The organism is Streptomyces sp. NPDC058653 (genome assembly GCF_042716895.1).
Lineage (GTDB): Bacteria > Actinomycetota > Actinomycetes > Streptomycetales > Streptomycetaceae > Streptomyces.
The window spans coordinates 48,761-55,371 of the sequence record NZ_JBHXRM010000052.1 but is presented as its reverse complement, the minus strand read 5'-3'; the positions used below and the strand labels follow the sequence as shown (position 1 = coordinate 55,371).

At 70.5% G+C, this 6,611-nt stretch carries 6 protein-coding genes; 4 read left to right on the top strand and 2 right to left on the bottom strand.

The window, feature by feature from the left end:
- Positions 1-391: 391 nt before the first annotated feature.
- Together ACFWU9_RS31815 and ACFWU9_RS31810 are read right to left on the bottom strand one after the other, a co-directional pair.
- Positions 392-1,063, bottom strand: coding sequence for a TrkA family potassium uptake protein (locus ACFWU9_RS31815; RefSeq protein WP_023538137.1), 672 nt, complete (start codon positions 1,061-1,063; stop codon positions 392-394).
- Entirely contained in the window at positions 1,063-1,731 is a 669-nt protein-coding gene (locus ACFWU9_RS31810) for a potassium channel family protein (protein WP_384324538.1), read from the bottom strand. The genes ACFWU9_RS31815 and ACFWU9_RS31810 overlap by 1 nt, the downstream gene beginning before the upstream one ends.
- A 279-nt stretch (positions 1,732-2,010) precedes the next feature.
- Between ACFWU9_RS31810 and ACFWU9_RS31805 the strand changes: the two genes are divergently transcribed.
- The 4 genes from ACFWU9_RS31805 (at position 2,011) to ACFWU9_RS31790 (ending at position 6,403) form a co-directional block, all read left to right on the top strand.
- Positions 2,011-2,367: an ArsR/SmtB family transcription factor gene (locus ACFWU9_RS31805; protein ID WP_384324537.1), complete on the top strand. Its 357-nt coding sequence runs from the start codon at positions 2,011-2,013 to the stop codon at positions 2,365-2,367.
- Positions 2,364-2,630 carry a hypothetical protein gene (locus ACFWU9_RS31800; RefSeq protein WP_384324536.1) on the top strand — a complete coding sequence of 89 codons (267 nt, stop codon included), beginning with the start codon at positions 2,364-2,366 and terminating at the stop codon, positions 2,628-2,630. The genes ACFWU9_RS31805 and ACFWU9_RS31800 overlap by 4 nt, the downstream gene beginning before the upstream one ends.
- Before the next feature lie 242 nt (positions 2,631-2,872).
- Entirely contained in the window at positions 2,873-4,939 is a 2,067-nt protein-coding gene (locus ACFWU9_RS31795) for an APC family permease (RefSeq protein ID WP_384324535.1), read from the top strand.
- An 87-nt stretch (positions 4,940-5,026) separates the two neighbouring features.
- On the top strand, positions 5,027-6,403 hold the full coding sequence (locus ACFWU9_RS31790; protein ID WP_384324534.1) for a class I SAM-dependent RNA methyltransferase: 1,377 nt from the start codon (positions 5,027-5,029) through the stop codon (positions 6,401-6,403).
- Positions 6,404-6,611 lie beyond the last annotated feature (208 nt).

Here is a 6,611-nt window from a genome sequence, read left to right as displayed (position 1 = left end):
CCCGCACGCGAACCGGCCAGCCCGTCGCAGGCGACCCCGCGGGCACCCGGCAACCACCGGGACCACCCCCAGCCCGGCCGGCGCTTGAGGCCAACCCCAACCCGCCACGAACCCGCAGGCGAACCAGCCAGCCCGCCGCAGGCGACCCCGCGGGCACCCGGCAACCACCGCAACCCACACAGCGCCGCAGGCCCACGCGGCACCCGACCGCAACCCGCGCAGCCCGCCGCAGGCGACCCCGCGGGCACCCGGCAACCACCGCAACCCACACAGCGCCGCAGGCCCACGCGGCACCCGGCACCCGACCGCAACCCGCACAGCCCGCCGCAGGCGACCCCGCGGCACCCGGCAGCCACCGGCACCCGCCCCCGCACCGGCACAGCGCCCAGCGTCACGCGTCCTCGCGGCGGACCGACAGCAGGTCCTCCAGTTGTTCCTCCCGGGCCTGCGCCGCCACGAACAGCAGCTCGTCCCCGGCTTCCAGCGTCTCCTCCGCGTGCGGCGTCAGCACCCGCGAGCCCCGGATGATCGTCACCAGCGACGTGTCCTCCGGCCAGGTCACGTCCCCGACCTGCGTCCCGGTCACCGCCGACTCCGGCGGCAGCGTCAGCTCCACCAGGTTCGCGTCGCCGTGGCTGAAGCGCAGCAGCCGCACGAGATCGCCGACGCTCACCGCCTCTTCCACCAGCGCCGACATCAGACGCGGGGTCGACACCGCGACGTCGACGCCCCACGACTCGTTGAACAGCCACTCGTTCTTCGGGTTGTTGACGCGGGCGACCACCCTCGGTACGCCGTACTCCGTCTTGGCCAGCAGCGAGACGACCAGATTGACCTTGTCGTCGCCGGTCGCCGCGATGACGACGTTGCAGCGCTGGAGCGCCGCCTCGTCGAGCGAGGTGATCTCGCAGGCGTCGGCCAGCAGCCACTCCGCCATCGGCACCCGCTCGACCGAGATCGCGGTGGGCGCCTTGTCGATCAGCAGGACCTCGTGGCCGTTCTCCAGCAGCTCGCCAGCGATGGAACGACCCACCGCGCCTGCTCCGGCAATCGCGACGCGCATCAGTGACCGCCCTCCTCAGGGCCCTCGGCGAAAGACGCCTCGACCTTCTGGATGTCGTCCGTACGCATCATCACGTGGACGAGATCGCCCTCCTGGAGCACCGTCTGCGACGTCGGCAGTATGGCCTCGCCGAGCCGGGTGAGGAACGCGACGCGGACGCCCGTCTCCTCCTGGAGGGTGCTGATCTTCTGGCCGATCCAGGCGGGCGACGCGTGGACCTCGGCGAGCTGTACGCCTCCGCTCGGGTCGCGCCACAGCGGCTCCGCGCCGGACGGCAGGAGCCGTCGCAGCATCTGGTCGGCGGTCCAGCGGACGGTGGCCACGGTGGGGATGCCGAGCCGCTGGTAGACCTCGGCGCGCCGGGGGTCGTAGATGCGCGCCGCCACGTTCTCGATGCCGAACATCTCGCGGGCGACCCGGGCGGCGATGATGTTCGAGTTGTCGCCGCTGCTCACCGCGGCGAACGCGCCCGCGTCCTCGATGCCCGCGTCGCGCAGGGTGTCCTGGTCGAAGCCGACGCCGTTGACGCGCCGCCCGCCGAAGCCGGAGCCGAGCCGGCGGAACGCCGTGGGGTCCTGGTCGATGACGGCGACCGTGTGCCCCTGCCTCTCCAGGCTGGTGGCGAGTGCGGCTCCCACTCGGCCGCAGCCCATGATGACGATGTGCACGTCCTCTTTACCCCGCAGTCCTGTTCGCCGAGCTGACCTGCGTAAACACCTGGTTCACTCTTCTTTCTCCGGGCGCCGGGCCACGGACGGGGACAACCGTACGGGGCGCCGCCCGGGACTGAGCTTATGCGTCCCTGTCCGACCTGCCGTCACCCGTGTCGGGGAGGCGCCGGGGGACACCCCGAGACGACCCCGAGTTACCCTCAGCGCACCCTGATATGTGTCAGGTTTCTTTGACAGGTCCGAACGCCCACTGTCAGTCTTCTCTGACAGGTGCTCATGAAGGGGGCTGCGTTGCCAGAGGTCCCGACCGGCGAAGAGCTGCTGAGAGTGCTCGGGGCGCTGGGCAATCCGCACCGTATGCGGATCGTCGGCGCGCTCCTGGGGGGCCGTAACTACGTCAGCAGGCTCGCCCGCGAACTCGGCATCGGCCGCCCGCTGCTGCACATGCATCTCCAGCGGCTGGAGGCGGCCGGGCTCGTCGTCGGGTCGCTGGAGCTGTCCGAGAGCGGCAAGTCGATGAAGTACTTCGAATTGACACCTTTCTGTTTCGCCCTGACCCCGCAGTCCGTCGCGACAGCGGCGCTGACGCTGCCCGAAGAGGAGAGAACGAGCATGAAGGAGTCCGCGAAATGAACGATTCGGGCTTTACGGACCTGGCCGGAGCGATCGGGGCCGGCGGTGTCTTCCTGTTCCTCATCGTGGTCGTCTGGCAGGTCGCGGCGACCTGGCGCGCGCGGATGCTGGCGGCGCGCGAGGAGCAGTACAAGCAGCTCGCCGTGAAGTACGCGCAACTGCTGGAGGACAACGTCGAGTTGCACCGCCGCACGGTCGACGAACTCACCCAGGCGCGCGGCGCGATCACGTCGATGGAGAGGATGATGCGCGAGGTCGGGTAGCCCCCAGGGGCACCGCGTGAAGCCGTACGGACGGTCGACGGCGCCGACGCGGGGGTGGGGGTCCTGCCGGCGGCTCGACTCGCGGAGAGGTCGTCGGGAGCGCGTGCGACGGAGCCTGTCCGACGCCTTTCCGGAGTCCCCGCGTCGCCGACCGTGACACTGGCGGGGCGCCGGGCCTCCGGCCCTCTCCGGGCGGGGTGGTGCTTGCTACGCCGCACGTGGGACGGCTTACGATCCTCAACGTGCCGAAACTGACCGACGTGCCGAAACGGATCCTGATCGGCAGGGCGCTGCGTAGCGACAGGCTGGGAGAAACGCTCCTTCCGAAACGCATCGCACTACCTGTCTTCGCGTCCGACCCGCTTTCCTCGGTGGCCTACGCGCCGGGGGAAGTCCTTCTGGTGCTCTCCATCGCGGGCGCGTCGGCGTACCACTTCAGCCCGTGGATCGCACTGGCCGTCGTGGTCCTGATGTTCACCGTCGTCGCCTCCTACCGGCAGAACGTGCACGCCTACCCGAGCGGCGGCGGTGACTACGAGGTGGCCAACACCAACCTCGGCCCCAAGGCCGGTCTGACCGTCGCGAGCGCGCTGCTCGTCGACTACGTCCTGACGGTGGCCGTCTCCATCTCCTCCGGCGTGGAGAATCTCGGCTCGGCGATCCCCTTCGTCATCGAGAACAAGATCATGTGCGCGGTGGGGATAATCGTCATCCTGACGCTGATGAACCTTCGCGGCGTCAGGGAGTCGGGCAAGCTCTTCGCCATCCCCACGTACATCTTCGTCACCGGCGTCTTCATCATGATCGCCTGGGGCGCCTACCGCGGGCTCGTGCTCAACGACACCATGCGGGCGCCGACCGCCCACTTCGAGATCAAGGCGGAGGAGAGCGGCCTCGCCGGTTTCGCCCTCGTCTTCCTGCTGCTGCGCGCGTTCTCCTCCGGCTGCGCGGCCCTCACCGGCGTCGAGGCCATCAGCAACGGCGTCCCCGCCTTCCGTAAGCCCAAGAGCAGGAACGCCGCCACGACCCTGGCCCTGATGGGCACCCTCGCCGTCACCATGTTCTGCGGCATCATCGTCCTGGCGATGGCCACCGACGTGAAGATGGCCGAGTTCCCCGGCAAGGACCTGCTGCGCGACGGGGTGCCCGTCGGCGACGGCTACGTCCAGAACCCGGTCATCAGCCAGGTCGCCGCCGCCGTCTTCGGCTCGGACACCTTCTTCTTCGTCCTGCTCGCCGCGGCCACCGCGCTCGTGCTGTTCCTCGCCGCCAACACCGCGTACAACGGCTTCCCGCTCCTCGGCTCGATCCTCGCGCAGGACCGCTACCTGCCGCGCCAGCTCCACACCCGCGGCGACCGCCTCGCCTTCTCCAACGGCATCGTGCTGCTGGCCGGCGCCGCCATCCTGCTGGTCTGGGTGTACGGGGCGGACTCGACCAAGCTGATCCAGCTCTACATCGTCGGTGTCTTCGTCTCCTTCACCCTCAGCCAGACGGGCATGGTCCGGCACTGGAACCGCCATCTGCGCACCGAGCGGGACAGGGCCAAGCGCCGCCATATGATCCGCTCCCGCGCGATCAACGCCTTCGGCGCCTTCTTCACCGGGCTGGTCCTGATCGTCGTCCTCGCCACCAAGTTCACGCACGGCGCGTGGGTCGCCCTGCTCGGCATGGTGATCTTCTACGGGACGATGACCGCGATCCGCCGGCACTACGACCATGTGGCGCGGGAGATCGCCGCGGCCGAGAGCCCCGGCGACGACGGCGTACGGCCGTCCCGCGTGCACACCATCGTCCTGGTCTCCAAGCTGCACAAGCCCACGCTGCGGGCCCTGGCGTTCGCCAAGCTGACCCGCTCGGACCGGCTGGAGGCGCTCAGCATCAATGTCGACCCCGCCGAGACGAAGCAGCTCAGGGACGAGTGGGAGCGGCGCTGTATCAATGTGCCGCTGAAGATCCTCGACTCCCCGTACCGGGAGATCACACGGCCGGTCATAGAGTACGTGCGGAGTCTGCGCACCGAGAATCCGCGCGATGTGATCAGCATCTTCATCCCGGAGTACGTGGTCGGCCGCTGGTTCGAGCAGGTGCTCCACAACCAGAGCGCGCTACGGCTCAAGGGGCGGCTGCTCTTCACACCGGGCGTGATGGTGACCTCGGTGCCGTACCAGCTGGAGTCCTCCGAGGTCGCGAAGAAGAGGGCGAGGCGCCGCGCGGAGTGGAACGCGCCGGGCGCGGTACGGCGGGGGCCGGTGGACACGCGGGCGAAGAAGGAGCCGGGGGCGAAGGAACCGACCGAGAAGCCCTGAGGCACTCGGTGTGGCGATGGCCGGCGCCGCCCGCACGTAGACTGGCTGGCTGCCGTCCGCCTCCGACCTTTTGGAGCACAGCCCCTCATGCAGACAGAACCGCAGCCTTCGGAGCAGGCGCCGGCTCCCCAGCAGGCCCCGGCTCCTGAGCAGGCTTCGCTGGTCGGGCGGGAGTACGAGGTCGAGGTCGGTCCCGTCGCGCACGGCGGCCACTGCGTCGCCCGCACCGACGAGGGCCGGGTGCTCTTCGTACGGCACGCGCTGCCCGGCGAGAGGATCGTCGCCCGCGTGACCGACGGCGACGAGAGCTCGCGCTATCTGCGGGCCGACGCGGTCGAGATCCTGGACGCCTCCAAGGACCGCGTCGAGGCGCCCTGCCCGTACGCGGGTCCCGGCATGTGCGGCGGCTGCGACTGGCAGCACGCCAAGCCCGGCGCTCAGCGGCGCCTCAAGGGCGAGGTCATCGCGGAGCAGCTCCAGCGGCTGGCCGGGCTCACCCCGGAGGAGGCGGGCTGGGACGGCACGGTCATGCCCGCGCCCGGCGACAAGCTGCCCGCCGGTGAGGTGCCCCAGTGGCGTACGCGCGTGCAGTACGCCGTCGACGCCGACGGCCGGGCGGGACTGCGCAAGCACCGCTCGCACGAGGTACAGCCCGTCGACCACTGCATGATCGCCTCGGCGGGCGTCAGTGAACTCGGCGTAGAGAAGCGTGAATGGCCCCAGCTGGCCTCGGTCGAGGCGATCGCGGCCTCCGGCTCCGGCGACCGCCAGGTGATCCTCGCCCCCGTCAAGGGCGGCAGGCTCCCGCTGGTCGAGCTCGACAAGCCGGTGTCAGTCCTGCGGATCGAGGAGCACGACGGGGGAGTGCACCGCGTCCACGGCCGCGCCTTCGTCCGCGAACGCGCCGACGACCGCACCTGGCGCATCGGCATGGGCGGCTTCTGGCAGGTCCACCCGAAGGCCCCCGAGGTCCTGGTGGAGGCGGTGATGCAGGGCCTGATGCCCCGCAAGGGCGAGACGGCCCTCGACCTCTACTGCGGGGTGGGCCTCTTCGCCGGGGCGATCGCCCAACGCGTGGGCGAGACGGGCGCGGTGCTGGGCATCGAGTCGGGCCGGCGAGCGGCGGAGGACGCCCAGTACAACCTCCAGGACCTGCCCCGGGTCCGCGTCGAACACGGCAAGGTCGACGCGGTCCTGCCCCGCACCCAGATCACCGAGACGGACCTGATCGTCCTCGACCCCCCACGCGCGGGCGCGGGCAAACAGGTCGTCACCCACCTCGCGTCGCTGGGCGCCCGCCGCATCGCCTACGTGGCCTGCGACCCGGCGGCACTGGCACGCGACCTGGCGTACTTCCGCACGGCGGGCTACAAGCCGAGGACGCTGCGCGCGTTCGACCTGTTCCCGATGACGCACCACGTGGAGTGCGTGGCGATCCTGGAGCCGGTGAAGAAGGACGCCTGACCCGCTGCTTCAGGGGGGAGGCGCCTGTGTCGGCAAGAGGCTCCGCCGCACCGGGGGCGTGGTCCGGCGGGCGGCTGGGTAGTTGGGCGGCGTCGTGGGCCCCCGCCGGGGTGAATTCGGGATTCACCGCGGCGGGGGCGGGGTGGTTCTCGATGTTCTGGGTCGCGGGGTGGGCTGTGGGGCCGGTCCGGTCGGTGGGGTACCGGGA